Annotated in this window: 23 protein-coding genes; 15 read left to right on the forward strand and 8 right to left on the reverse strand. The window is 59.1% G+C overall.

The annotated features are described in order from the left end of the window. Positions 1 to 10: 10 nt before the first annotated feature. The gene (locus QKB66_RS01250; RefSeq protein WP_096336783.1) at positions 11 to 1,048 is read right to left on the reverse strand and encodes a DNA cytosine methyltransferase; all 1,038 of its coding nucleotides are present in this window, start codon (positions 1,046 to 1,048) and stop codon (positions 11 to 13) included. Positions 1,049 to 1,208: 160 nt separating this feature from the next. Between QKB66_RS01250 and QKB66_RS01255 the strand changes: the two genes are divergently transcribed. Then, positions 1,209 to 1,601, forward strand: coding sequence for a hypothetical protein (locus QKB66_RS01255; protein ID WP_144290896.1), 393 nt, complete (start codon positions 1,209 to 1,211; stop codon positions 1,599 to 1,601). Here the strand turns inward: QKB66_RS01255 and QKB66_RS01260 are convergent. Next, the gene (locus QKB66_RS01260) at positions 1,579 to 1,803 is read right to left on the reverse strand and encodes a hypothetical protein (RefSeq protein WP_141741036.1); all 225 of its coding nucleotides are present in this window, start codon (positions 1,801 to 1,803) and stop codon (positions 1,579 to 1,581) included. The genes QKB66_RS01255 and QKB66_RS01260 overlap by 23 nt on opposite strands. 82 nt (positions 1,804 to 1,885) lie before the next feature. Continuing rightward, the gene (locus tag QKB66_RS01265; protein WP_061921839.1) at positions 1,886 to 2,299 is read right to left on the reverse strand and encodes a (deoxy)nucleoside triphosphate pyrophosphohydrolase; all 414 of its coding nucleotides are present in this window, start codon (positions 2,297 to 2,299) and stop codon (positions 1,886 to 1,888) included. A 134-nt stretch (positions 2,300 to 2,433) separates the two neighbouring features. On the opposite strand from QKB66_RS01265, the gene QKB66_RS01270 reads away from it, so the two are divergent. Both QKB66_RS01270 and QKB66_RS01275 read left to right on the forward strand, forming a co-directional pair. Beyond that, positions 2,434 to 3,780, forward strand: a complete 1,347-nt coding sequence (locus QKB66_RS01270; protein WP_414252506.1) for a YjiH family protein — start codon at positions 2,434 to 2,436, stop codon at positions 3,778 to 3,780. Between the two features lie 122 nt (positions 3,781 to 3,902). Beyond that, positions 3,903 to 4,316, forward strand: coding sequence for a hypothetical protein (locus tag QKB66_RS01275; protein ID WP_414252507.1), 414 nt, complete (start codon positions 3,903 to 3,905; stop codon positions 4,314 to 4,316). A 36-nt stretch (positions 4,317 to 4,352) separates the two neighbouring features. On the opposite strand, the gene hutG is transcribed toward QKB66_RS01275, so the two are convergent. After that, entirely contained in the window at positions 4,353 to 5,285 is a 933-nt protein-coding gene (gene hutG / locus QKB66_RS01280; RefSeq protein WP_414252508.1) for a formimidoylglutamase, read from the reverse strand. A 98-nt stretch (positions 5,286 to 5,383) separates the two neighbouring features. On the opposite strand from hutG, the gene QKB66_RS01285 reads away from it, so the two are divergent. The 6 genes from QKB66_RS01285 (at position 5,384) to hutI (ending at position 11,450) form a co-directional block, all read left to right on the forward strand. Then, positions 5,384 to 6,091 (forward strand): IclR family transcriptional regulator, encoded by a 708-nt coding sequence (locus QKB66_RS01285; RefSeq protein ID WP_248091272.1) that lies wholly within the window; start codon positions 5,384 to 5,386, stop codon positions 6,089 to 6,091. 77 nt (positions 6,092 to 6,168) lie between these two features. Then, positions 6,169 to 7,722 (forward strand): histidine ammonia-lyase, encoded by a 1,554-nt coding sequence (hutH, locus tag QKB66_RS01290; RefSeq protein WP_414252509.1) that lies wholly within the window; start codon positions 6,169 to 6,171, stop codon positions 7,720 to 7,722. A 1-nt stretch (position 7,723) separates the two neighbouring features. Continuing rightward, positions 7,724 to 8,092, forward strand: coding sequence for a flavin reductase family protein (locus QKB66_RS01295; protein ID WP_414252510.1), 369 nt, complete (start codon positions 7,724 to 7,726; stop codon positions 8,090 to 8,092). Then, positions 8,080 to 8,283 carry a hypothetical protein gene (locus tag QKB66_RS01300; RefSeq protein ID WP_414252511.1) on the forward strand — a complete coding sequence of 68 codons (204 nt, stop codon included), beginning with the start codon at positions 8,080 to 8,082 and terminating at the stop codon, positions 8,281 to 8,283. Before QKB66_RS01295 ends, QKB66_RS01300 begins: the two co-directional genes overlap by 13 nt. Positions 8,284 to 8,546: 263 nt before the next feature. Next, positions 8,547 to 10,223 carry a urocanate hydratase gene (hutU, locus tag QKB66_RS01305; RefSeq protein ID WP_070518667.1) on the forward strand — a complete coding sequence of 559 codons (1,677 nt, stop codon included), beginning with the start codon at positions 8,547 to 8,549 and terminating at the stop codon, positions 10,221 to 10,223. 48 nt (positions 10,224 to 10,271) lie between these two features. Further along, positions 10,272 to 11,450 carry an imidazolonepropionase gene (hutI, locus tag QKB66_RS01310; RefSeq protein ID WP_414252512.1) on the forward strand — a complete coding sequence of 393 codons (1,179 nt, stop codon included), beginning with the start codon at positions 10,272 to 10,274 and terminating at the stop codon, positions 11,448 to 11,450. Here the strand turns inward: hutI and QKB66_RS01315 are convergent. Further along, complete coding sequence (locus QKB66_RS01315; protein ID WP_414252513.1) at positions 11,447 to 12,325, reverse strand: SGNH/GDSL hydrolase family protein; 879 nt, start codon at positions 12,323 to 12,325, stop codon at positions 11,447 to 11,449. The two genes, hutI and QKB66_RS01315, sit on opposite strands and share 4 nt — an antisense overlap. A 161-nt stretch (positions 12,326 to 12,486) precedes the next feature. Between QKB66_RS01315 and QKB66_RS01320 the strand changes: the two genes are divergently transcribed. Then, positions 12,487 to 14,448 carry a DEAD/DEAH box helicase gene (locus tag QKB66_RS01320; protein ID WP_414252514.1) on the forward strand — a complete coding sequence of 654 codons (1,962 nt, stop codon included), beginning with the start codon at positions 12,487 to 12,489 and terminating at the stop codon, positions 14,446 to 14,448. Between the two features lie 111 nt (positions 14,449 to 14,559). Here the strand turns inward: QKB66_RS01320 and QKB66_RS01325 are convergent, their stop codons facing one another. From QKB66_RS01325 to putP, 3 genes are read right to left on the reverse strand one after another with little or no spacing between them, the layout of a single operon-like run. After that, positions 14,560 to 15,003: a hypothetical protein gene (locus tag QKB66_RS01325; RefSeq protein ID WP_061925925.1), complete on the reverse strand. Its 444-nt coding sequence runs from the start codon at positions 15,001 to 15,003 to the stop codon at positions 14,560 to 14,562. 37 nt (positions 15,004 to 15,040) lie between these two features. Next, positions 15,041 to 15,577, reverse strand: coding sequence for an HNH endonuclease family protein (locus QKB66_RS01330; RefSeq protein ID WP_070432818.1), 537 nt, complete (start codon positions 15,575 to 15,577; stop codon positions 15,041 to 15,043). Positions 15,578 to 15,637: 60 nt separating this feature from the next. Continuing rightward, positions 15,638 to 17,200: a sodium/proline symporter PutP gene (putP, locus tag QKB66_RS01335; RefSeq protein ID WP_414252515.1), complete on the reverse strand. Its 1,563-nt coding sequence runs from the start codon at positions 17,198 to 17,200 to the stop codon at positions 15,638 to 15,640. Positions 17,201 to 17,437: 237 nt separating this feature from the next. Between putP and QKB66_RS01340 the strand changes: the two genes are divergently transcribed. Genes QKB66_RS01340 through QKB66_RS01360 form a run of 5 tightly spaced genes read left to right on the forward strand, consistent with a single transcriptional unit; the run spans position 17,438 to position 25,603 of the window. Next, positions 17,438 to 20,479: a DEAD/DEAH box helicase gene (locus QKB66_RS01340; protein WP_414252516.1), complete on the forward strand. Its 3,042-nt coding sequence runs from the start codon at positions 17,438 to 17,440 to the stop codon at positions 20,477 to 20,479. After that, positions 20,479 to 21,312 (forward strand): hypothetical protein, encoded by an 834-nt coding sequence (locus QKB66_RS01345; RefSeq protein ID WP_061925914.1) that lies wholly within the window; start codon positions 20,479 to 20,481, stop codon positions 21,310 to 21,312. The genes QKB66_RS01340 and QKB66_RS01345 overlap by 1 nt, the downstream gene beginning before the upstream one ends. Before the next feature lie 54 nt (positions 21,313 to 21,366). Further along, a complete protein-coding gene (locus tag QKB66_RS01350; RefSeq protein WP_062041200.1) occupies positions 21,367 to 22,464 on the forward strand; it encodes a metallophosphoesterase family protein in 1,098 nt (365 codons plus the stop codon). Positions 22,465 to 22,468: 4 nt separating this feature from the next. Next, positions 22,469 to 25,048, forward strand: coding sequence for an AAA family ATPase (locus tag QKB66_RS01355; protein WP_414252517.1), 2,580 nt, complete (start codon positions 22,469 to 22,471; stop codon positions 25,046 to 25,048). A gap of 36 nt (positions 25,049 to 25,084) precedes the next feature. Then, positions 25,085 to 25,603: a MarR family winged helix-turn-helix transcriptional regulator gene (locus QKB66_RS01360; protein ID WP_239238803.1), complete on the forward strand. Its 519-nt coding sequence runs from the start codon at positions 25,085 to 25,087 to the stop codon at positions 25,601 to 25,603. Positions 25,604 to 25,669 lie beyond the last annotated feature (66 nt).

A 25,669-nucleotide genomic window follows, 5' to 3' on the forward strand; every position in this document is an offset into this window, starting at 1 on the left:
CTTGCCAATTTTAAATCAGACTCAGCTGGTTGACACGGGTTGGTGTTGCAGGTTCTAGAGACTTCGGAATTGGTTTCTTTCGCAGCGCGAACTTTATGCGTTCGCCGAGTGCCTTGGCCACCGGCGGAGGAAAGGCATTGCCAACCTGCCGCCATTGTGCGGTTTTCCCACCGGCCCACTTCCAGTCTTCGGGGAAACCTTGGATGACACCACCCATTCGTACCGTCAAACGCGGCATTTCTTGTTCGGGGTCTGTTGTGAAATCAGCAGCTGGCGGTGATTCGGCGATAGAGGAGCCCTTAATTCCGAGTTTCTTCCAGGCTTCTCGAGCACGTGTTGGCCCTACATCTGGGCCACCATGTTTTTTGCTTCCGCCCACAAGAGTCGGGCCCACTGTGTTTGCGTTTCGAGCCCAAGCTTCAGCTCCAGGCCAACCATTTTCTGCCATTAGCGGGAGAAGTGCTGTTCCCACCGGCGTGTGTGATTTAACTACTTTCGGCCAGGCAAAATAGTTGGCAAATTCGTCCTTTAAAGCGACAAGGATGAACCTTGGCCGAAGTTGCGGCACTCCATAATCAGCTGCTTGGAGAAGTTTCCAAAAGGCGGTGTACCCCATTTCTTCAAGCTGATCGATTATTTGATTTCGGTAGGAGTCAAACCGTTTTTGACCGAGCCCTTTAACGTTTTCTAGAAGCACAGCACGTGGATCAATTTCGTTGATCAGACGTAGCGCCTGTGGAAAGAGGTCGCGTTCATCGTCGGCGCCAAGTTGCTTACCTGCTATTGAAAAAGGAGGGCATGGAACTCCGCCAGCAAATAGGTCGATTTTCCCTCTCCATGGCCTACCATCCAGGTTATGGACGTCCATTTCATGGACATTCCATTTTCCAAGAGGTCCTTCAGTTCCGCGGTTTTGGCGGAGAGTTTCAGCGGCCCAATTATCGATTTCGACGACCGCTGCGTGATGGAAACCTGCCTGTTCTAAGCCCAAAGCCTGGCCGCCAGCGCCAGCGCAAATCTCGAATGAGTGGAGGCGTGAGGTAGCCATCGAGCCGGTTCCTTTCTGGTCGTGAAAACGTAAACAACCATCGTGTGATAATGGTTTGATTAATAAAGTGTCTGTGTTGATTCTCTGTTGAGAGCATAGCGAGTTGGCGGACATTCCATATAATTTTACGAACGCTTGTTCCCTTAAGGGGTGTAATTGCATGAAAACGACGCGAGTGCCCTGGCATCGAGATGAGATCTTGGTAGTGGCTGCGATCGGGATCAAGTATGGGTGGCCGAAAACGCCGCCGCGTTCGGAAATGGAAAAGCTCTCGAGTCTACTGCGTAGATGCGCCGTCCACCCTGAAATCGAGCTAGGTGAAGAGGACACGAAATTCCGTAATGTTAATGGTGTCGAGCGGAAATACTACGACTTATTAACTGCACGCCCAGGGTATCCAGGAAAAGCGACCAATGGTGGAAAAACTACTCATTCGATTGTTGAATACATGATTGAGCACCAGATGGAAGTCTTTGAAGCTGGAATTAAGATACAGCAAATGCTGGAGTCTGACACATACCGGAGTTTCGTTATCCCAGGCCTAAGAGTTTAAGGCTCGGAATGTCGGTCGGCGCCCACTCTAGTTCTTGGGCTTTGTCTGGGGTGACCCAGTGGGTAGCGTCGTGGTCGGTGAGGGCGAGGCCTTCGGTTGTCAGGTTGGCCTCGGTGGTGCAGCGAAAAGTAGTCAGCTCGATGGTGGCGAACTTGTACTCGTGCACGGTGGTGGTGACCTTCTCGCCGATGGTGGCTTCGATACCGAGCTCTTCGTGAAGCTCACGGGCGAGGGCTTGCTCGGGGGCCTATCTAGTTGGTCAAGTCCGCGGGTGGATTCCTTTCTTAGCTGTGACTAGAAGCAATAGCTTCTACCGCCGGGATATCTGCGGGAGCCCAAGTAAGATGCGCGGCCTCTGTGGAGGTAACCCATTTCGTATCGTCGTGGTCGGTGAGGCTGAGGTCGTCGGCTAGCAGGGAGGCGGTGGTGGTGCAGTAAAAGGTGGTGAGCTCGATGGTGGCGAAATCGTAATGGTGAACGGTTGTCGTTACCTTTTCACCGACGGTGGCTGAAATGCCGAGTTCTTCCTTAAGTTCGCGCGCGAGTGCTTGCTCTGGTGTTTCGCCGGGTTCGATCTTGCCGCCGGGAAATTCCCACATGCCAGCAAGGGAAGTGCCGGGCTTCTTGCGGAAGGCTAAAAGCTGTGTGCGTTCTTCATCGACGAAGACGGCGCCCACAACGCGAATGGGTTTAGACATGACTCTATTGTGCCTTGGATCTCGAAAACGTGTAGACAGCAGTCTGTAACTTAGCTAACATATTCCCGATGTTCGCGTAAAGGCTGTCGCGCGGGCTTGAATTTTGTATGCAAGCTTGAGGGGACGGTTTTACTGTGACTTCTACCGAATCGGTTTACTCCTCCCACCAGAGTCATGACGGGGAAATTCCGCAGCCTGGGGGACGGTGGAAACTCTTTTTATATAGCGCGATTGGCGCATTCGTATTCTTCCTGCCGGTGACGTATCAGGATAAGCGCTCTATTCCTTTGGACCACATGGTCACCATGGTGCGTGAGGGGATTCCGGCGGCGGTGCCGTGGATTATCTTTGCCTTGGCCGTGTACGGAACGGTGCGGAGTTTTATTACCGGCGCATTTAAAGAAAGCGCGCTTCAGGCAGTCTTTGCGGTGCTCAATGTTGTCGGTGCGGTGATCTCGTTTCTTATGGTCATCGACGCGCTGCCGTGGGTGCTCGGTGACGAGGACTTGGTGCCGTTCCTGTGGAACTCGATTGCCATTCCGGTAGGCCTCATCGTGCCTATTGGTGGTGCGTTCCTAGCGTTTCTCATTGGCTTTGGCCTGCTGGAGTTCGTTGGCGTGCTCATGCAGCCCATCATGCGGCCGTTGTGGAAGACGCCGGGACGCTCTGCCATTGATGCAGTGGCCTCGTTCGTGGGCTCATATTCACTGGGAATTTTGGTCACGGACCGCGTCTACCAAAAGGGCGGATACACAGGGCGTGAGGCAGCGATTATTGCCACCGGCTTTTCGACGGTCTCTGCGGCCTTCATGGTCATCGTGGCCAAGCAGCTCGACTTGATGAAGGTATGGGGCACATACTTCATTGTCACGCTCATCGTGACCTTTGTGGTTACTGCCATTACCGTGCGGATTCCGCCGCTGCGCACCATTCCAGACGAGTATTTTGCGGACGCGCACCCAGATCCGGAAAAGCCGGTGGAAGGCTCGCGCATCAAAAACGCGTGGCGCGAGGCGATGCTGGCGCTACAACGCGCACCGTCGTTGTGGGAATCCATTTGGGAGAACCTGCGCGATGGTGTGCGCATGGCGGCGGCCATTGTGCCCTCCATCATGTCGGTGGGTCTCATTGGACTGCTGCTGGCGCGCTTTACGCCCATCTTCGAGTGGATTGGCTACCTGTTCTACCCATTTGCGTGGGTAGTGCGGCTTCCGGAGCCGGTACTAGCGGGCAAGGGCGCGGCCATGGGAATTGCGGAGATGTTCCTGCCCGCCACCGCAGTGGCAGGCAGCGACAGCATGGTCCTCAAGTTCGTCATCGGCGTGGTGGCAGTCTCTGCCATTATTTTCTTCTCCGCATTGGTGCCGTGCATCCTGGCAACCAAGATTCCGGTGAAGCTGACCCACTTGGTCATCATTTGGTTTGAGCGTGTAGCGCTGACCATTCTCATCGCCACCCCGATTGCCCACCTGCTGTTTTGATAGGTTAAACCCAAGACGGGTTAGAGGATCTATATCGCTGGAGGGCAATGATGCTTATAGCCACTATCGCAGCTGAGGTAGCTTTTTGGCTTTGCTTGGTGGCTGGCTGCTTCTTGCGTTACGTGTTTAATCTGCGCAAACTCGGTTTGATACTTATGGCCGCGACCCCAATTATCGACCTGCTGCTCTTGGTATTTTTCTATGTGAGCCTGAGCCAAGGCGGTAGGGCCGAGTTCATGCACGGATTCGCGGCCTTTTATATTTCTTTCTCTGTTGTCTTCGGCAAAGACATTATTGGATTCGTAGACCAGAAGGTTTCTGGCGTCAGCACTCGCAAAGGGCCCAAAGATGACCGGCGCAGTTTCACAAAGTGTGTGGTTGCGAGTGCTGGCGCAGCGCTTTTGCTGCTCATAGGCATTGTGGTGACTGGCTTAGCGGGTAGCTTCTGGCTTGTCTACTGGCTCATCGCTGTTGCCTTTACTCCCGCTATGTGGTGGGGAGTCCAACGTTGGATGAGTAAGAAAGCTACCCGATAAACTGCGCGGCCCGGGTAAACCCAACGCCGTTGGCGTTTAGCTAGCGAGGTGGGCCGTGACAATGTCGTCGATAAGCCGCGCCGCTGCTTTGGCGGTGCGGTTATCTATGTCAAAGGTGGGATTGAGCTCGACGACGTCCACCAGAGCCAGCTTGCCCGTCCGCGCAATCGCTACGGCCATGGCGCGGATACGCTCATAGCTCACGCCCAGAGATGCCGGGGCGGATACGCCCGGCGCGGTAGAAGCCGGCAGGACATCGAGGTCGATGGACAAGTGAACCTTGTCCTTGCCCTCGGTGGCGCGGGCTGCAAGTTCGCCGCACTCGGCCGGGGTGAGGTTGGTTAGCTCTTCATCCAAAGTGATGGCCACGCCGAGAGATTTGGCTTCATCAAAAAGCACCTTGGTGTTATTGGGGCGGGAAATGCCCAGCACGGTGTAATCAAAGTCATCGCTAAGCTCTGAAATTTGCTTGAACGGGGTGCCGGAGGTGGCCTGGTCCGCGCGGCGCAGATCGAAGTGGGCGTCCAGATTGATGATCTTGGTGGCGCCTACCGCGCAATACAGGCCGCGGTGAGAACCAAAGGCAGTCTCGTGCCCGCCGCCCAGGATGATGGGGAGGGTGCCGGCCGCGACGAGTTCTTGCACCTTATCGGAAAGGGCGTCGTGGGCACCCTCGAGGTCATCGGCCTGGGTGGTGATCGTGCCGGCGTCGGCAAGCGCATGCTGATGGTGCACCGCCAAGGAGCCAAGCGCGGAACGCAGCGCGGCTGGGCCTGCGGCTGCACCCTGGCGCCCACCATTGCGCAGCACGCCCTCATCGGAGGCAAAGCCCAACAGAGTCACTGGGGCTGGGGAAGTGGCGGACTGGTTGATAACGCTATGCCAGCGAGCATGCTCTGGTCCTGGGCCATCGGAGCGGCCGGACCATTCGGGGGCGGGGGTGAAAAGTTCAGCTGTTTCAGTGTTCATGGTTTTCGATGTTAGGTAAAACCGCGGCGTGTGGCAGGAAACTCTGCCTACAATCACTAAGCGTGAGTACCAACAGAGTCCCCGCGGCGCGTCACGCGATGGAGATCCTCAAGCTTTTATCCACCATCGACGTCCCTATTTCTGCTGCACGCATCCAAGGTGAGCTCAACCTGCCGCGCTCATCGACGTACCACCTGCTGGCGGAGATGGTTGATGCTGGTTTTGTAGTCCATTTGCCGGAGCATAAGACCTATGGCCTGGGGCTGGCGGCGTATTCCATGGCCTCGGCCTATGTAACGCAGCAACCCTTGGTGCGCATGGCTACTCGGGACTTGGAACAGTGTGCGGCGCTGGTGGGCGGATCGGGGCATCTGTCACGTATGGCTGGATCGGAAATTTTGTATCTGCAGGAGGTGCGTGCAGCCGGGGCTACCTCCTTGGTGACCGAGGTGGGCGTGCGTCTGCAAGCACATAAGACGGCATCCGGGCGTGTGATGTTGGCGCATCTGCCTGATGCGGAGGTGCGCGCCGCCTTTGATACTGCGGGAGGTAGCGGCTTTACTGCGTTGAAAGAACGCTTGAGTTTGGTAGCTGCACGCGGGTGGGACCAAGAGATTGAAGAAATTACTCGCGGTCAGGCCTCTGTGGCGGTACCCATCCTGGATCATTTGGACCGCCCAGCGGCGGCGGTGGCGGTGACGTATCCGGTAGGGACGCCGGATACGAAGGTAGACGCCGCCATTCGAGCTTTGCTGGAAGTATCGGACAAGATGGCGGCCAAAATGTACCGCAATCACAAAAAGTGATGTAGCATACATTCATCGCGTTGGGCTGTCGCGCGACACATTGAAATTATTGATCCCTTTTTAAAGGAGTTTTTGCCATGCCTAACGCCTACCCAACCACCGTGACCGTAAATGTCGGCGCGCTGAGCATTGAGGATGTCGTTGCCGTTGCCCGTTATGGCGCGCAGGTGGAGATTGCTCCCGAAGCGCTAGAAGAGGTGGCAGCTACCCGCGAGCGCGTGGAAGAACTGGCACAGGATCCCACCCCGGTCTATGGCATTTCCACCGGCTTTGGCGCGCTCGCTCGCCGCCATATCCCAGAAGAGATGCGCGCCCAGCTGCAGCTTTCCCTGGTACGTTCGCATGCTGCGGGCACCGGCCCGGAAGTAGAAGAAGAAGTCATCCGCGCACTGATGCTGCTGCGCCTGTCTACCCTGTGCACCGGCCGCACCGGCGTGCGCCCCGTAGTGGTGGAAACGTATGCCAAGGCCCTCAATGCCGGCATTGTGCCGGTGGTGCGCGAGTATGGCTCGCTGGGCTGCTCCGGAGATTTGGCGCCGCTTGCTCACTGTGCGCTGGCCCTGCTGGGAGAGGGCGAGGTACGCGTGAACGGCGAGCTGCAGGATGCGGGCGAAGCCTTGGCCGCAGCTGGCATCGAGCCGCTGCAGCTACGCGAGAAGGAAGGTCTAGCGCTCATTAACGGCACCGATGGCATGCTCGGCCAACTATGCTTGGCCATTACTGACCTGCGCGCGGCCGCAAAGACTGCTGAAATCGCCACCGCCATGACCGTGGAGGGCCTGCTGGGTACCCTCGTGGTCTTTGCGGATGACCTGCAGCAACTGCGCCCACATCCGGGCCAGGCCGATGCCGCAGCCAATATCCTCCAGGTAGCTGAGGGGTCACAGATTTTGGAGGCCGCGCTCGAGGAGTTCAAGAAGAATCAGGTACAGGATGCCTACTCCGTGCGCTGCGCCCCGCAGGTAGCTGGCGGATTCCGCGATACGTTGACCCACACTGCCCAGGTGGCTGAACGCGAGCTGGCTGCCGCGGTGGATAATCCGGTGGTGGCCAAGGATGGCCGCGTGGTCTCCAACGGCAACTTCCACGGCGCGCCGGTGGCCTACGCGCTTGATTTCCTAGCCATTGTCACTGCGGACCTGGCCTCCATTTCTGAGCGCCGCACCGACCGCTTCCTAGACCCGGCGCGCAACCGCGGGCTGAACGCCTTTCTTGCCGACGACCCCGGTGTTGACTCCGGTCACATGATTGCCCAGTACGCCCAGGCCGGCATCGTGAGCGAAATGAAGCGCCTGGCCAACCCATCTTCGGCCGATTCCATTCCTTCTTCTGCCATGCAGGAAGACCATGTGTCTATGGGCTGGTCCGCGGCTCGCAAGCTGCGCAAGGCCGTCGATGGTTTGCAGCGCGTGCTGGCCGTTGAGATCCTCACCGCTGCCCGCGCCATCGATATGCGCGAGGGCACCCCGGCTAAGGGGACCGGCGCGGTGATCGCCAAGCTGCGCGAGACCGTCAAGGGTCCAGGTGTGGACCGCTACCTCTCGCCGGAAATCGAGGAGACGGTGCGCTTGGTCAAGGAGGGCGTGCTTGTCGAAGCCGTCGAGAATGCTACTGGAAAGCTGCGTGATTAATATGTCGACCATCTCTTGGCACCCACAATCTGAGCCCAACCCCTTGCCGTTTTCCCCTTTTAAAGCCAGCACGGTACCGCGCCCCATTGGATGGCTCTCTAGCGTGGATGGTGAGGGCCGCGAAAACATCGCGCCCTATAGTCAGTGGCAAAACCTCACCTTCGATCCACCCATGGTGATGTTTTCGGCCAATCAGTACCCGGATGGTCGCCGCAAGGACACGGTGCTTAACGCGGAGGAGACCGGCTGGTTTGTGTGGAATATGGCCACCTATGATTTGCGCGAGGAAGTCAATAAATCCGCCCAAGTGCTCGACTATGGCGACAGCGAGAGGGACCGCCTGTCCGTAACCAAAGGGTGGCGGGTGTAAAGACTATCCATATCGATGAATCTGTCATCGATGAGGAAGGCAAGCTTGACATCCTCAAGATTAAGCCCATCGCGCGCATGGGCTACTTTGACTACACCGTGGTCACTGAAAAAATTCGAGATGCGCGTGCCCGGCTCCGACGACGCCGCGCGCGCCGGACTAGAAGGCAGCGCGTAGCGCATCGGCCATAGCCCGCTGGCCCGCGTGGGTGGATCAAGCGGCGAGAAAGGCCGCAGAAAAGAGGGGGATAAACCGGCGCATGCAGGCCGTCATAGATCATCCCGTATGTGTCTCATATATGAGACAGTTAGGTCTAATGTGGCATGGTACATAGGTCTGGGTCACAGTACTTTATGACATGTGACGCTGAACAAGTCCTCGGGGACAGCCCCGGGATACCGGCCTAGGGGGCTTGTGAGGGCGTCGAAAAGCACAAGCGAAAGGAATTCTCACCATGTCTCAACCACGCGAAGTACGCGCACCGCGCGGAACCGAACTGTCCGCCAAGTCCTGGCAGACCGAAGCGCCCCTGCGCATGCTCATGAATAACCTCGACCCGGAGGTAGCCGAGCGCCCCGAGGACCTCGTGGTCTACGGTGGCACCGGCCGTGCAGCGCGCAGCTGGGAAGCCTTCGATGCCATCGTAGAGTCCCTTAAGGATCTCGAGTCCGACGAGACCCTGCTCGTCCAGTCGGGTAAGCCGGTCGGCATCTGGAAGACCAATGAGTGGGCACCCCGCGTGCTCATCGCCAACTCCAACCTCGTGGGGGACTGGGCCAACTGGGAGCACTTCCGTGAGCTCGAGGACGAGGGCCTCATGATGTACGGCCAAATGACGGCCGGCTCTTGGATCTACATCGCTACCCAGGGCATCCTGCAGGGCACCTTTGAGACCTTCGCGGCCGTAGCGAAGAAGCGTTTCGGCGGCACCCTGGCCGGCACCTTCACCCTGACCGGTGGTTGCGGTGGCATGGGTGGCGCACAGCCGCTGTCTGTCACCCTTAACGGTGGCGCCTGCCTCATCGTAGACGTGGACGAGACCCGCCTAAAGCGCCGCCAGCATAAGCGTTACCTCGATGAGGTTGTCACCGACCTAGATGAAGCACTCAAGCTGGTTCTTGACGCCAAGGAAAACAAGAAGCCGCTATCCGTAGGCCTGGTAGGCAACGCCGCCGAGGTATTCCCGGAGATTCTGCGCCGCCAGCGCGCCGGGGAATTTACCGTCGACATCGTCACCGACCAGACCTCGGCCCACGATCCGTTGTCCTACCTGCCTTCTGAAATCACCGTGGAAGACTGGCACAACGAGGCTAAGGCGGATCCAACCACCTTCACTAAGAAGGCCCGCGAGTCCATGGCTGCTCAGGTCCAGGCTATGGTCGAGTTCCAGGATGAGGGCGCAGAGGTCTTTGACTATGGCAACTCCATTCGTGATGAGGCTCGCAAGGCCGGCTACCAGCGTGCCTTCGAGTTCCCTGGCTTTGTGCCGGCCTACATTCGTCCGCTGTTCTGCGAGGGCCTTGGCCCGTTCCGTTGGGCTGCCCTGTCCGGTGACCCAGAGGACATCAAGGTCACCGACCAAGCCCTCAAGGAGCTCTTCCCAGACAACGAGCACCTGCACAACTGGCTCGACGCAGCAGAGGAGTACGTCGAGTTCGAAGGACTGCCGGCACGTATCTGCTGGCTGGGCTACAACGAGCGCCACAAGGCCGGCCTGCTCTTTAACGACCTGGTGCGCGAGGGCAAGATCAAGGCTCCTATTGTCATCGGCCGCGACCACTTGGACTCCGGCTCCGTGGCCTCCCCATACCGCGAGACCGAGGCGATGCTCGATGGCACCGATGCCGTGGCTGACTGGCCACTGCTTAACGCCATGACCGCTGTGTCTTCCGGTGCTACCTGGGTGTCCCTTCACCACGGCGGCGGCGTGGGCATGGGCCGTTCCATCCACGCCGGTCAGGTTACCGTTGCAGACGGCACCGAGTTGGCCGCCGCCAAGCTGCGCGCGGTCCTCACCAACGACCCGGGCATGGGCGTTATCCGCCACGTCGATTCCGGATACACTCGCGCGAAGGAAGTAGCTGATGAGCGCGGCGTACGTATTCCGATGGAATTTCGAGCTCGCGACTAGCAGACGGCACCACATACGGGTTGGTCAAACCCAGAAAGGACGCTTTAGATGAGCACCCTGTTTACTGGAATCTCCGAATTACACACGGTTAGTGAAGCCGGAACGCTTGACGACGCCGCCATCGTCGCCACCGATGGTGTGGTTTCGTGGGTGGGGCAGCGGTCTCAAGCGCCGGCCGCTGACGACATCGTGGATTGCGGTGGGCGAGCAGTTTTGCCCGGTTGGGTCGATTCGCATACCCACATGATTTTCGATGGAGACCGCTCCGCCGAATTCGAGGCCCGCATGAGCGGTGGCTCTTATGAAGCAGGCGGCATTGCAGTCACTATGGATGCCACTCGCTCTGCTGGCGAAAGCCGACTCGAGCAGCTTCTGGTCGAGCGCATTGCAGCGGCCCGTCGAGGCGGTACCACGACCGTCGAGACAAAAACTGGCTACGGCCTCAACACCGAATCCGAAGTGCTTGCTGCGCGAGTAGCCTCCAAGTACGCAGATGACGTCACTTTTCTCGGCGCGCACCTTGTTCCACCTGGCGCGGATGCTGATGCCTACTTGGATGAGGTCGTAGGACCGATGCTTGACGGCGTCGCAGACTATGCGAATTGGATTGACGTGTTCTGTGAGCGAGGCGCGTTTGATGAGACGCAGTCTCGGCGGGTTCTTGCCGCTGGCAAGGATCGTGGCTTAGGCGTGCGTGTACACGGTAATCAGTTGGGTGAGGGGCCCGGTGTTCAACTCGCGGTTGAGCTGGATGCCGCTTCAGTCGACCACGTTAACTATTTGAGCGATGCCGACATTGAGGCTTTAGCCAACTCCGAGACTGTCGCTACCATGCTTCCTGCCTGCGATCTTTCCACTCGCGAGCCGCTAGCTCCAGGGCGTCGTCTGCTTGATGCAGGCGCCACCGTTGCTATCGCTTCTAATCTGAATCCGGGAACGTCTTATACCTCCTCGATGAACTTTTGCGTTACTACGGCGGTGCTGCAGCAGCGTCTATCTCTAGACGAGGCTGTCCGAGCAGCGACGTTTGGTGGCGCTAAAGCTCTTCGCAGGCACGATGTTGGTGGAGGCCTAGATGCACAGGGGCGCCCGGCAAAGGGCACGATTGTTGAAGGTGCTGCGGCCGATCTTCATGTGCTCGATGCACCGAGCGCCATTCACTTGGCTTATCGCCCGGGTATGCCCATGACGTGGCGTACGTTTGTCGCAGGAAAACCTGCGTTCTAAAGGTGCTCGGCGATGGCATGTGCCATCGCTGACTGCCCTTCATGGGTGGGATGCATGGGGTAGGCCCCAGTTTCCGTCCCTGCGAGGTCGACCCAACGCTCCGCAACGGGGGCGCAGCCGGTGTGCAGTTCGGTGCCCGGTGGCACGATGAACTGCGCGCCGGCGCGGTGGGCTGCTTGCTCGACTTCCAAGTTGATCTGCGAAATCTTTTGTATCAGCCAAAGACGGTCGACGTCGCTGACTTTTTCAATCGCGGGGCAATTGCTTTCGTTATCCGTCGGTGCAAGAAGTGGCATATAGGCGGTCGCAAAGATTTTTGCCTGTGGGGCCTTGCGGTGGATGCCGGCGTAGACGTCGTCTAGCTTGGCAGGCAGAGCCGTCAAGGCTTGGTCGATCTCCCCGCCGTGGAGTTCGGCGCAATTTAGGTCGCTGGTGTTCATTGCGCAGCTTGTCAGCACGCCGAAGCCGGCGTCATTGCCGCCGATGGACAAGGTGATGATGTCGGTCGTGGTGTCCACGGCGTCCAACTGCGGTGGAAGGTCCGCACGTGGCCCCAGGACGTGGTCGGTTAGGGCGCCTTGGCACGTGACGTCGACAAGCGCGAGCCCCTTCATCTGCTGCAATTGCGACGGATAGTTATCGCTCGCCCGTGCACACCATCCTGGCCCGGTGTGTGGGGCGCCGCGGGTGCCCATCGAGGCGTACGAGTCGCCCAACGCGACGTAGTGCAGGGCGTCGCTAGTCTGCTCTTCCTTGCCGGTCTCTTCTTTTGCTGTGTCGCAGGCGCTGAGGCTGAGCGCCAACGTGGCGGTTGCCAGCGCAGCCAGCGTGCTGTGGCGCACGTGGCGCGGAAAGAAACGAGCGGGGATGGTCATGGGCGTGATTGTACGCAAATGCGGGGGAAGGTTGACTATGCAATTGGGCGAGTGTGATCGTTGGGCAATGGGGTAGATGGTGTGTTTGTGGGCACCTTTAAAGCGCTTTTATCTCGATCGATGGCGGTAAGCGGTTTGCATAACGTACTGTGGAGCAAGCAATGAGCATTACCGATAACGCCACCGGCGGCGTGAACGAGCCGGAAGAAATCAATAAGTCGGAATCTCAGGAAATCTCGCAAGGTGAAGTTGAAACCACCGGGGCTGCGAATAACCCTGAGGACACCGGCGCTGAAAATACTTCAGCCAACGACAATTCCCAGGGGTTTGCAACTCTCGGCCTGCCTGACGATGTTCAGCACGCCGTTGCGAAGGTCGGCTTTACCCAGCCATCCCCAATCCAGGAACAAACCATCCCGATCCTGATGGAAGGCCGCGACGTCGTGGGCCTCGCCCAGACGGGTACCGGAAAAACCGCAGCTTTCGCGCTGCCGGTTCTATCCCAGGTCGACCCAGAAGTACGCCACCCACAGGCACTGGTTCTCGCCCCAACGCGTGAACTTGCCCTGCAGGTTGCGGACTCCTTCCAGTCCTTTGCTGATCACCTGGGTCGCATCGAGGTGCTGCCAATCTACGGTGGTCAAGCATACGGCATTCAGCTTTCTGGTCTGCGCCGTGGCGCCCAGATCATCGTCGGCACCCCGGGCCGCGTCATCGACCACCTAGAGAAGGGCTCCCTGGATATTTCCCAGCTGCGCTTCCTAGTCCTCGACGAGGCAGATGAGATGCTGAACATGGGCTTCCAGGAAGACGTTGAGCGCATCCTGGAAGACACTCCGGAAGAAAAGCAGGTCGCGCTGTTCTCGGCAACGATGCCGAACTCCATCCGCCGCCTGTCTAAGCAGTACCTCAACGATCCTGCTGAGGTTACTGTTAAGTCTGAGCGCCGCACCAATGACAACATCACGCAGCGCTACCTTTTGACCCCACACCGTCAGAAGATGGATGCCTTCACCCGCATCCTCGAGGTCATCGAGTACGACGCCATCATCGTCTTTTGCCGCACCAAGCATGAGACCGAAGAGGTCGCTGACAATCTGCGCGACGCTGGCTATAACGCGGCTGCCATTAATGGCGACATCGCCCAGCAGCAGCGTGAGCGCACCGTTGACCAGCTCAAGGATGGCCGCTTGGACATCCTCGTGGCTACCGACGTCGCCGCTCGTGGCCTGGACGTTGAGCGCATCACCCACGTGGTCAACTACGACATCCCGAACGACACCGAGTCTTACGTGCACCGCATTGGCCGTACCGGCCGTGCAGGCCGTACCGGTGAGGCGATCCTGTTCGTCACCCCGCGTGAGCGCCGCATGCTGCGCTCCATCGAGCGCGTAACTAACGCCCGCCTCGAGGAAATGGACCTGCCTTCCGCTGACGAGGTCAACGAGAAGCGCAAGGAAAAGTTCCTGGCCAAGATCGGCGAGTCCCTGGGCGAGAAGCAGTTCGAGTTCTTCCGCGACATGGTCCGCGAGTACTCTGCAGCGAACAACGTTGCCATGGATGACATCGCCGCAGCGCTTGCAGTCCAGCTGCAGGGCGGCAAGGACTTCCTGCTCAAGGAGCAGCCAGCGCCGAAGCGCGACCGCCGTGACCGCGACCGTTTTGACCGTGGGGATCGCCGCGACCGTGGTGACCGCGGTGGACGTGGCGGCTTCCGTGATCGTGACCGTGGCCCGCGCCGCCCGGACGGTGACTTTGAGACCTACCGCCTGGACGTCGGCAAGCGCCAGAACGTGCGCCCAGGCGCCATCGTCGGTGCTCTGGCCAACGAGGGTGGCTTGTCCTCCAAGGACTTCGGCCGCATCACCATTGCAGTGGGCCACACCCTGGTTGACCTGCCGAAGAACCTTGACCGCGCAGTGCTGGACCGTCTGAAGGACACACGCATCTCCGGCCAGCTGATTAACATCGCCAAGGACACCGGCCGCCCGCCGCGCCGCGATGGCGATGACCGTGGCGGACGCGGCGGCCGTGGTGGCTACCGCGATGATCGTCGCGGAGGCCGTGGGCGCCGTGACGACCGTGGCGGACGCGGAGGCCGTCGCGGCGGTTGGCGCGACTAAGCCAAAAGATATAGAAAGACCGCCCAGTCTGAGTCCTTCCTTTAAGTAGGAGGTTTAGACTGGGCGGTCTTTTTGTTGAATAAGCAGAGTGCTTAAGGATGCCCCGCCTGCTTAGACGAACATCAAGATTGCGCAGATCATCCACAGCAGGTTGAAGATGCCGGAGAAAGCGGAAAGCTGCTTCTTCAGACCTTCAGCGTCCATGTCTTCGGCGCCGTCGAGAGCAGCGAGGGCCTTCTTCTGCTTCGGCACGATGAGGAAGAACAGCAGGCACCAAGCGATAACTGCCAGCAGGATCGCGATGTGGAACTGGACTGCGGACTTGTAGGCTTCGAGGTCCGTCAGGAAGACAGCGACGCCCAGAACCGGCACGATGGCGGAGATGTAGCCATAAGTGTTGGTGATCTTGTGCAGGATGCGCGCTGCACCGACTGCTACGTGCTCACCATTGGCGGCGCTAAACATCTGACCAGGGAAGGCAGAAGTTGCCACGCAGACCGGGCCGATGAGCAGCACTGCTGCGAGGACGTGCAGAATTACTAGAAGACTAGTCATGGAGGCCTTTCACTTCAGTTTGGGGTTCGCAAGAAGTTTAGTCAGTGGTGAGCTGGAAATCGAACCGACACTGCCTGCGCATTACCCGTACATCCGCAGCTGGAAGGGGCAAATCATATTTGCGTGCCACGGCCGCAAGCCGGCGGGAGTAGTCGCAGCGGTTGGCAGGCGGTAGCCACTCGGAAGGCAGGGAATCGGACTTGTCCTGGTTGAGATCTTTTGCAGTTGCTACCAAGTTGAGCGGGTCATTGGCAAAGGCTGTCTTGCGCTGCCTATCCCAGCGGTAGGCGCCCATGTCCCACGCCGCCGAAAGAGGGAAGACGTGGTCGACCTCAACGGTGGCTGGGTTGTGTTTACCCGAATAAGGATCGTATAGGCCGTAGGCGGTGGCCTGGGCATCTCGTACATTGTCCTTTGTATCGGGTAGCCAGCCGCCGAAGGCTTCGCGTTCGTAGCCGATGATGCGAACTCGCATATCTGCTTCAGCCACGCCCAAGGGCGGGCCCGGCAGGAAGTGGTTTAGGCCCCACAACGCAGTAACCGCGCACAGCCCGGCAAGAAAATAGTGCTTCATAGACTATTTAGACTTGTGCCGTGCTGTGCGCGGTTCCCGGTGGGGAGATATAAGGGTGGCTTAGTTTTGTACCTTCTCTGCTGCTTCCTCGAAGCCCAAGTTTTTGTTGTTTTCAACAAGCTTGGCCAGCTGGGAAGCTTCCTCGAACTCGGTGACGACCTTGGTATCTGGTGCCTTGGTCACTAGGGAGACCACGACGGTGACCACTAGGGAGATGGCAAAGCCTGGGACCAGCTCGTAGAGGGCATCGGAAAGCGCAGACATGCCCCAGCCGACAGCCACGATGGCACCGGTCACCATGCCGGCAATCGCGCCGGTGGAGTTCAGGCGCTTCCAGTACAGGGACAGCAGCACCAGCGGGCCGAATGCGGAACCAAAGCCGGCCCAAGCGAAGCCGACCAAGCCCAGGATGGAATCGGAAGGATTAATCGCCAGGACTGTCGCGATGATGGCAATGGCAACCACAGCCGTACGCGATAGGTTAATGAGAACGTCCTGGGAGGGCTTTTTCTTTGCCACGATCATGAACAGATCCTCGATCAGAGAGGTGGAAACCACGAGCATCTGTGAGGACATGGTGGACATGATGGCGGCCAGAACCGCAGTAAGAACCAGACCTGCGAACAGCGGGTGGAACATGACCTGGGCCATGTCAAGGAAGATGGTTTCGTAGTTTTCCTGATCGGTAATGGCGTGATCAGTGTTGGTGAAGAATACCGTGCCGGCCAGGGCCACGAAGATGGCGCCAATCAGGGAAAGGAACATCCAGCTGACGCCGTAGAAGCGGCCCGCGCGGGCGTCGGCAGGCTTGCGCAGCGCCATGAAGCGCACAATGATGTGCGGCTGACCAAAATACCCCAAGCCCCAGGCTAGGTTGCCGATGATAACTGCTGCGGAAACACCGGAGAAGAGCGAGAAGTACTCAGGGTTTTCAATGACTCCGCCGGAAGCATAAGGATTCTCCGCCGCGAAGCTGAAGATATCGCCAGGATTATCCAAAGTCATGATTGCCATGATCGGAACGATGATGAGCGAGGCGAACATGAGCAAGCCCTGCACGGTATCGGTGTAGGAGACCGCGAGGAAGCCGCCGACGAAAGTGTAGAACACGGTAACGGCCGCAACGATCAGCATGCCGACCAAGTAATCGCCGCCGAAGGTGGACTCGAAATAGCGGCCGCCGGAGACCATGCCGGAAGAGACATAGAAGGTAAAGAAGAAGATGATGATGACGGCCGAGAGAATGCGCAGCACGCGGGATTTGTCATGCAGGCGGTTCTCAAAGAAGGACGGAACGGTAATCGAGTTACCGGCAATCTCAGAGTAGGAGCGCAGGCGTGGGGCGACCCATTTCCAGTTGGCCCATGCGCCAACCAGCAGGCCGATGGCCATCCATAGCTCCGACATACCCGTTAAGAACAATGCGCCAGGCAGGCCCATGAGCAGCCAGCCGGACATGTCCGAGGCGCCGGCGGACAGTGCCGCGACGAAGGGGTGGAGTCCACGCCCGCCCAGGACATAATCGTCGTACTGATCTGTTTGTTTATAGCTCCAGAAACCGATGGCGGCCATCGCGAGCAGATAGAGAATCATCGCCACGACGTACCAAGTGGAATCTTGCACGGATTTCTCCTCGTTGTTTGAGAGTAGGACCCTCCCACGCTAACGTGACGCGCATTACAACCCAACGAGATTCTGTCCCGTTACCAAAAATATGTGACTCCATACACAGGTAAATCTCATGGTCTATCACTGGAAACGTAAGAATGTAACGAGATTATAACGATTGCTCTTTCCTGCCATTTTCGCTCTCAAAGCTCTCGCCCTGCCCCCAAAAGGTGCGCTGCTAGACTGGCAGCTATGGCTTCTTACCTCCTCCACGGCCTTTGGCTCCCAGTCTCAGGGCTTAGCCTATGGATTGAGCAGGTGGAAGGGCACAAGATCATCATGCCTTCGGCAGTGCCAGAGGGGACTTTCCCCGAGGTGGTGGAGACAATTCTTGCCAAGAAGTCCTTCCGCAACCGCGCCCGAGTCTCTTTGCGCACGCCAAAGGGCAAGGACGTCTCCCTCATGGTCCCCATGGCCATGTTTGCTCCCGAGGAAGCCGTGGCCACCCTGGCCAAGATGGAGTTTTTAGACTCACTAAGCCAAGCGGCAACACCGGAACAAAAAGCCACCATCGCCCCAGATCTTCTGTGGCTGATTCGCGCCTACCGGGGACTTAGTAAGTTCGTGCGCGCCGGGCGCGTGACCATCCGCCTTTCCTATCAGGGCGGCGAGTGGTTCCCCATGTGGCAGCTGACCTCGGGCTTGGGCGAGCGCGGATGGCTCGCCGAGATGCTGGCTGCCGCGCCGGGCATTTTGACCATCAATAACCGCGCGCTTTCTGATGACATGGCAGACGAGCTGACCCACTGGATCGCATTTACACAGTTGCGCTCGCTTGCCGACGCCCCCCGTCCCGCACCGTGGCACGACTTCGCGCAGGCCATGCTCACGACCGCGCCGGTGAAAAAGGGGCGCGCGCAGCTGCTGCGTGCTCTAAACGAGTGGAAAGACTCGATTACCTCTGTCGACCTGCAGCTGGTGTTCATTGTGGAAGAGCCCGGCCACGATGAAGATCCAGAATCCAGCGTCTGGCCCATCCGCGTGCAGGTCCGTTCCGGCACCGACGCCCCGCGCCCCATCATCGAGGAGCAGCTGGACAGAGGCAGCGTGGTCAAGCTGCGCGACTCGCAGCGCAAGGCATTTAGCCTGGCGCCGCGCCTGCGCGAGTCTTCGGCCGTTCCGGACTATGACGCCGGCGATTGGGATGTATTCTTGGGCACCGATCAGCTGGTGGAGTTCGTTTCCAAGGACGTCGCCCAGCTCAAGGCAGCCGGCTTTACCGTGCTGCTGCCTAAGGCATGGGCGCACATGGAAACCAAAGCCAAACTGGAAACCCGCGAGGTGCGTGACCCTGCCGAAGGATCCACCAAGGCCCACCTCGGCATGGACAAGCTGGTGGAATATGATTGGCATCTTTCCGTAGGCGATATTGAGCTCACCGAGGAAGAGATGCGCCAGCTGGTGGCGTCCAAGTCCGGCCTGATTCGCCTCCGCGGCGAGTGGGTGACCGCCGATACCCAGGCGTTGTCCAAGATTTCCGAGTACATGGACAAGCTGGCGGAAACCGCCAAGAAGCGTAAGAAGAAGGAACTCGAGCGGCTTAGCGCCGCCGCCGAGCGCGCTCGGAAGCTAGAACAGCCGGGCTGGCAGGAACTTGTCGCGGACGTCGAAAAGCGCTTGCAAGAATTCAACGAGGGCGAAACCTCCCAGGTCTCCGTGGCGGAGCTGCGCGAGTTGGCCCTGCAATCCATGGCCGAGGAGCCGGTAGAATTTACCGGCTCGACGTGGCATACCTCTCTGCTCGGCGGCATGGATTCTCCCGCGCCCGCGCGCATCGAGTTGCCCGATACCGTCCAGGCGGAGCTGCGCGAGTATCAGCGCCGCGGCGTGGATTGGCTCTACTGGATGTCCCGCAACAACATTGGAGCAGTGCTCGCCGACGACATGGGCTTGGGCAAAACCCTCCAGCTGCTTACGCTGCTTGCCATCGAGCGCCAAGAAAACCCGGAGCTCAAGCCAACCATTGTCGTGGCGCCTACTTCCGTAGTGGGCAACTGGGCGCGCGAGGCCGCGAAGTTCGTGCCGAGCCTCAAAGTCCTGGTGCAGCACGGCTCGGATCGCCTCAAGGATGAAGCACTCATCAAAGCCGCGGAGAAGGCAGACCTCGTCATCACCTCCTACGGAACAGTCGGCCGTGACTTCCTTACCTTGGGCAAGGTGGAATGGGACCGCGTGGTGCTCGATGAGGCACAGGCGATTAAGAATGCCGCGACGCGTTCCTCGAAGGCGGTGCGCTCGCTGCCTTCGCGCCACCGTATCGCGTTGACCGGCACGCCGGTGGAAAACCGTTTGTCGGAGATGCGCTCCATCCTGGATTTCTGCAATCCCGGCGTTCTGGGCAGCGCGTCCTTCTTCCGCAATCATTTTGCCAAGGCCATCGAGCGTGAAAACGACGAGACCATGGCCGAGCGCCTGCGCCAGCTGACAGCGCCGTTTATCCTGCGCCGTCTCAAGACGGATCCGAACATCATCGATGACCTGCCAGAGAAATCGGAGCAGATCATCACCGTGGCGATGACGGCCGAGCAGGCGGCGTTGTACAAGGCGCTTGTTGACGACGTGCAAAAGGCCTTGGAGGTACGCGAGGGCATGTCGCGCCGCGGCCTGGTGTTGGCCTCGCTGACTCGAATCAAGCAGATCTGCAACCATCCAGCGCACTATCTGGGCGATGGCTCTGCCATCACCATTAAGGGAAAGCACCGCTCAGGCAAGGTCGAAGAGCTGATGCGGATTGTGGACCAAGCTGTAGAAAGCGAAGAACGCATCCTCATCTTTACCCAGTACAAGGCTTTCGGCGACCTTTTGCAGCCTTATCTCACCCAGCAGCTGGGCAGGGACATCCCCTTCCTGCACGGTGGGGTGACAAAGAACCGTCGAGACCGAATGGTGGAGGAATTCCAGGCGCCGGACGGGCCGCCGGCGATGATCCTCTCGCTCAAGGCAGGCGGCACGGGCCTGAACCTGACCGCGGCGTCGATTGTCGTGCACATGGACCGCTGGTGGAATCCCGCCGTGGAAAACCAAGCCACCGACCGTGCCTTCCGCATTGGTCAGCAACGCAACGTGCAGGTCTACAAGATGATTACTGCGGGTACGCTCGAGGAATCCATCCAGGACATTTTGGACGGCAAGACGCACCTGGCCGGCGCCGTGGTGGGCGAGGGCGAAGGCTGGCTAACCGAGCTGGATCCGGAGCAATTGGCACAGCTGATGAGCTACAGGGAGGCTGACTAATGGCGCAGCATACTAAGTCTGAGGAACACGACAACGTCATCTATGCCAACTTCGGCGCGCGCAAACGCGTGAGCACCCCGGAGGAGGCCGGCCGCGTCTCTCGCGTGCGCAGCATGGCTCCTGCGGCAACGCGCATCGTCTCCTTCGTGAATAAGGAGGCCGACTCCGGGCGCATTACCCGTGGACGCCAGTATGCCAACGGCGGTCACGTGGTGGGCCTGGACGTGCGCAACGGCGCAGTACACGGCAAGGTTGCCGGTTCCCAGAACGAGCCTTTCACCGTGTTGTTGCAGGTGCCGTATCGCACCAACGATGACGTGGCGGAGCTGAGCCAAATGTTTGCCCGCACGCCGAACTCGATCGCGAACGCACGCGACGGCCTGCTCAGTGAGGAAGCGCTCGACATTCTCATTGCGCAAGACCCAGCCGACATGCGGTTTTCGTGCACCTGCCCGGACCCCGAGTACGTGTGTAAGCACGTGGTCGCCGTGGCCGACCGGCTGGCGGCGCGCATGGATGCCGATCCCTCGGTAATCTTTGCGCTGCGTGGCTTGGACTTTGCGCGCCTCGAGCAGGCTGTGATGGAGCAGGCGAAAAATGTCTCCCAGGACAGTTTTTCCGGTAGCAGCCTCAGCCCCGAAGAGCGCAACGAGCTGTTTTGGGAAGGCCGGCAGCTGCCCGATATGCCGCGCCCGAAAGTGGCACCGGCAGTCGATGACTCTGACCCAGATCTGCTGCGTAAGGCCATGCGCGCCGTCAGCCATACGAACATAGATTTGCTTCGCGCGGTCTCTGATGTCGAGGACCTTTACTATCATCTGACTCACCAATAGGCATAAGGGCTTAGTACCTGCTGCCGGAGACTTCAAAAGGGGAGAGTTTCATCCATGGTGACCTTCATCCATACCTCGGACTTTCAGTTAGGCATGACCCGCTGGTTCCTCGAGGGCGAGGCCCAGGTGCGCTTCAACGATGACCGTGAGGCGGCCGTTGTCAGGCTCGGCGAATTAGCCGCGGAAACCGGTGCGGAATTCATCGTGGTGGCAGGTGACGTATTTGAGCATAATTCGCTCAGCAAGGCCACCTTGGGGCGTGCCAAGGAGGCCTTTCGTAATCTGCCGGTGCCTGTTTATCTGTTGCCCGGCAACCACGATCCGCTCGTGGCGGATTCCATCCTGCGCAAGCCTTTTGCGGACAACGTCCACGTCATCGCGGATTCCACCCCGATTGAGGTGCGCGAAGGAGTAGAGATCGTCGGCGCCCCGTATCTCTCCAAGCGCGCAAACTATGACCTCGTGCAGGCAGCGCTCGCCCCGCTCGAGCCTTACGACGGCGTGCGCATCGCCGTGGGCCACGGGCAAGTGGAAGCACGCGAGTCTGAGGCTGACGTTATTGACTTAAAGTTTGTTGAAAACCAGATTTCTGAGGGCGTCATCGACTACCTGGCTCTGGGAGATACTCACTCCACGCAGGCCTTGGGGCAATCGGGGCGCGTCTGGTTCTCCGGCAGCCCGGAAACCACCGCTTTTGATGACCGCGAGCGCGATTCCGGCAATGCACTGGTCGTGGTAATCGACAATGGGCAGGTTGAGGTCACCCCGCACCACATCGGCCGCTGGGCTTTTCGCGCGGTGGCGGCAGACGTCAACTCCGACGAGGATGTCGAGCGCTTCCTCACTGTTCTCGATGACATGCCGAATAAGTCCCGTACCGCAGTGAAGTATGGATTGCGCGGCACGGTGGGGTTGGGCGCCCAAGCGCGTTTGGAGCAAGGCTTGGCCGAGCTGGAGCCGGTCTTCGCCTCGCTTCGCCCGCGTGAGCGAACCATGGACTTGCATCTTGCTCCCGATGAGGAGGAACTTGCCAGCCTAGAGCTTTCCGGCTTCGCCGCTGATGCCTTGGCGGAGTTGGTAGAAAACCTGGAGGACCCTGTAGCCCGCGACGCAGCCAACCTGTTGTTCCGTCTCAGTGTGAAGGAGGCCTAACGCCATGATGCGTCTACACAGCTTGGAAATCTGGAACGTCCGCGGCGTCGAGCATCTGCGCATCGAACAGCTGCCGGAGACCGGCGTCGTGGTTATCCATGGTGAGAACGAGACCGGCAAGTCCACCATCGTGGAAGCCATCGACACCGTGCTGACGGAAAAGCACACGGGTGCCGCTAAGAAGATTAAGGCGCTCAAACCGGTGGACCGAGATGCGGGCCCTGAGGTAGAGCTTGAGGTCACCGTGGGTCCGTATCACTTCCGCATCCACAAGCGCTGGCTCAAGAAGAAGATGTCTGAACTGCGCGTTCTGGCACCGCGTGCGGCGCAATTTACGGGTGGCGAGGCCGATGACGAGCTGGATCGCATCTTGAACGAGCATCTTGACCGCCAGCTCCTTGACGCTCTGTTCCTCCGCCAGGATGACCTAGGCTCCGGCGTGGCTGCCGTGGGAATTCCCTCGGTGACGAATGCCTTGGAAGAGGCCAGCGGTATGTCCACCGCGGCCGCGGAAGACTCTGAGCTGGTCAATCGCGTGCAGAAGGAATACGAAAAATACTTCACCGCGCTCACCGGGCAGCCGGCTAAAGAACTAAAGGATGCCCAAGAGTGCTACAACGCGGCAGAACTTGCGCACAATGAGGCCACGGAAGCATTGCGCCAGCTTGACGATGTCGTGGTCAAACACGAGGCTGCCCAACTTGCCAAGCGCGACGCCGAGGAAGCATTGCCGGCAGCGCAGGCAGAACTAGCCGAGCGCGAAAAGGACGTTGTTGAGGCCCGCGCCGTCCTCGAAAAAATCGAAGCCCAGCGCGAAGTGGTTGACCGCGCTGCGGCAGATGTGGAAGCCAAGAAAGAAGCACTCGAACGCCGCCGCAGCGCGGTGGAGGAGGTTTCCAGGGCCGCTGCGAATCTCGCGGCTTTAGCCACCATGGTCGAAGAACTTAGCGCGAGCGTCGAAGATGAGAAAGAAGTCCGCCGCGAACTTACGGAAAAACTCGAGCAAGCAAACAAGACCTACGAAAAAGCTCGCGTGGCCTTACAGAGCGCGCGAAAGCAAGACAAGAAAAAACAGTGGCTAGCCCTTGGCGAGCGCCTCGAGTATCTGGAAAAGCTGGACAAAGAATTGGCAGCGCGCCGCGCAGAGCTAGCTCAAGCACCAGAGATTGCGAACCTGAAAGACATCGAGCAAGCCGCCAACGAAGTCCAGGTCCAAGAACGCGTTTTTGCCGCAGCCGCTGCCAAGCTGGTCATCAGCGGTGAAGGCGAGTTCGAGGTCGACGGCGAAGTCCAACAAACCGACGACAACACACAAACCATCCAGCTACGCGATGGCATGAAGTTTGCATTTGGCAAGATTCAGGCAACCTACCAAGCAGCAGCCGGTGATACCTCGGCCGATACCGTGGCACAGGCACGCACGCGCCTTGCGGAACTGCTTGAAGACGCTGGTTGCGAAGACCTCGCTGCGGCACAGAAGCTGCGCGAGGAATTCTTGGAAAAGCAACGCGCCGTCGAACAAGCTCAGCGCGAGTTCAAGGCGGCCTTGGGCACCGACGACCTAGGCGAGCTCAAAGCAAAATATGCCGCACAGTCAGCGGACTTTGAAGAGCCTAGCGAGCACGAGGATACGGACGTATCTGAGGAAGCACTCGACTTGTCCAGTGCCGAGTCAGCTGAGGAGGCCGCGCGCAGCGAAGTCACCATGGCGGAAAAGGAGCTGGCCCCGTACCGTGATAGTCAGGCGGCCACGCAGCTGGCTGCGGCGACGGCGCGGCATGAATCCGCTGCCAACCAGCATGCTGCAGCTGAGGAGGCGCTGCGTCAGGCCCGCGATGCAGCAACGGATGCAGATGTCGAAGAGGCTCTCCGTGCGGCGAAGGTGCAGCTGGAGCAGCAGCGCGAACGCCTGCGAGAACTAAGCGCCATCGACGTCGATACGGTCTTTGCTCTGCACAAGGGCGCGGAGGAACAGGTACGTAGCCTGAACAACGCAATTTTGAGTGCCGACGGCGACATGCGCGAATATGTAGGCCGAATCGAGATGCACTCTGGTGTGGCCGAACGTCTGGCTGCAGCCAGCGCCGAGCTGGAAATCTCACGGGAGGTACTCGCGGCCGTCGAAAAGCGTGCAAATGCTGCCCGCTATCTGCGGGAGCTGTTGCTTAAGCATCGCGATGCCGCGCGCCAGCGCTACGCCGCGCCTTTCGTGACAAAGCTTAATGCTCTCGCGCGCACCGTCTTCGGCGGTGACGTCGACTTCGAGCTCTCCGAGGAGCTCGTTGTCACCGCGCGTAGCCGCAACGGCCAAACCATTGATATGGGTTCGCTTTCCGGCGGCGCGAAGGAGCAGCTGGCCATCCTTACACGGTTTGCTATCGCCGGGCTCGTTCAAGAGTACGGCGTGCCCGTCATCGTGGACGATGCGCTGGGCTCTACCGACACGACGCGCCTGAACCTGATGTCGACGCTCTTCGCCCAGGTAGGCAAGCATTCGCAGGTGCTCGTGCTTACATGTATGCCGCAGCGATATGCACGTGTACCGGAGCGCACGGAGCTTGCCATGGAGGCGCTGAAGGCTTAGTTTTTCTCAGTAAAGCCAGTGTGTACTGTTATTTGCATGACTACGGGAACTCGCTGGCTTAACGAGGAGGAACAGGAGCTTTGGCGCCTGCTTCTTGGATCCATCCGCAAGATCAATCGCGGCATGGAAGAAACTCTCATGTCCGGTGGGGAAGTCTCTGCTTCTGAGTTCGCCGTCCTAGTGACGTTATCCGAGCAAAAAGATCATCAGATGCGCCTGCGCGAGCTGTGTGCCGAGCTGGATTGGGACCGTTCCCGCACATCTCACCAGGTAACACGCATGGAAAAGCGCGGGCTCGTCACCAAGTGCAAGAGCGTCGGCGACGCCCGCGGCGTGGTGGTAAAAATAACCGATGACGGTTTTACCCGCCTCGAGCGCGCCGTGCCCGAGCACGTCGAGTCCGTGCGCCGCCTTGTCTTCGATCACCTAAGCGAGGAAGATGTTCCCTCGTTGGTTAACTTCTTCAAAGGAGTGCTAGCAGTAAAGAACGTCCCTGGCTACGAGGGATTCGTACCCGACGAACTTCTGCACGGGCGAGACGAGCCGCAGGCTTAAGCTTGCAAGGCCAAGGTCTTACTTGACCTATCATGTGGCTTAGCGCCACAGCCTAACTCATATGTA

It is taken from the genome of Corynebacterium sp. c25Ua_89 (genome assembly GCF_047459735.1).
In the GTDB taxonomy this organism is placed as follows: Bacteria; Actinomycetota; Actinomycetes; order Mycobacteriales; family Mycobacteriaceae; genus Corynebacterium; species Corynebacterium simulans.